The 789-nt window shown below is 63.2% G+C and carries 1 pseudogene; it reads right to left on the reverse strand.

What is annotated here, in order from left to right:
• Window positions 1-89: 89 nt before the first annotated feature.
• Window positions 90-737: pseudogene (locus P0D89_RS53595) on the reverse strand (IS110 family RNA-guided transposase); the annotation flags it as partial.
• Between the last annotated feature and the right edge of the window lie 52 nt (window positions 738-789).

The following is a 789-nucleotide window of genomic DNA, read 5'->3' on the forward strand; positions in this document are numbered from 1 at the left end:
TCCGGTCGCGGGTTACTCGGGTGCCGGGCTACGCCGCCTTCAGGGAACTCCTTCAGGTTGGTATTTGTCAGTCACTACCAGCCTCACGGCTACGATGCCTGTGGGGGGCGTGGTACGGCAAGCGACATGGCCAGTCGGCTGATGTCCCAGATGAATCCCGCGAGCTCGCGAGCGACGGCGACAACAGCGATATTCACGTTCTTGCCGCGTGCGGCCAGCTTGCGATATCGGCGGCATAGTCGAACCTGTGCGTCCCAGGCACGGTCGATGATGGGCTTGGGGATACCTTCATGCCGTCGCTGGATGTCAGGGCTCACGCGTGCGGGGTAACGGTAGCTCCAGGCCGCCTCGACGAGCAGCTTCCTTGCATAGTTGTTGCCGTTCTTCGTGATGCTGCCCTGTCGGCGGCGGTCGCCCGAAGAGTGTTCTGACGGCGTCACGCCCAGCCAGGCCATCAGCTGGCGCGGGTGTTCGAAGCGTGAGAGGTCCCCCAACTCGGAGAGCATGCCGATGGCGGTGATGAACTGCACACCGCGCATGGTCTGCAGGCCCAGTACGGCCGGATAGAACCGCCAGTGGATGACGGCCTCACGCAGCGCTGCCTCGAGGCGGTCACATTGCGCGAGCCTGTCTTCAATTGTGCGGCGGCACTCGTCGAAGGCCAGTTGCTGCCAGTGGTTAGCGAAGGCAAATGTGCTCACCCACCGCCGGTGCGCGGGCCCCCAGTCGGCATTACCTGGGCGGTTTCAAAGCTGAAATGCAACAGCGGGTTAATGAGCGGAAGCTGAG

The sequence above is a fragment of the Paraburkholderia sp. RL18-085-BIA-A genome (assembly GCF_046027075.1).
In the GTDB taxonomy this organism is placed as follows: domain Bacteria; phylum Pseudomonadota; class Gammaproteobacteria; order Burkholderiales; family Burkholderiaceae; genus Paraburkholderia.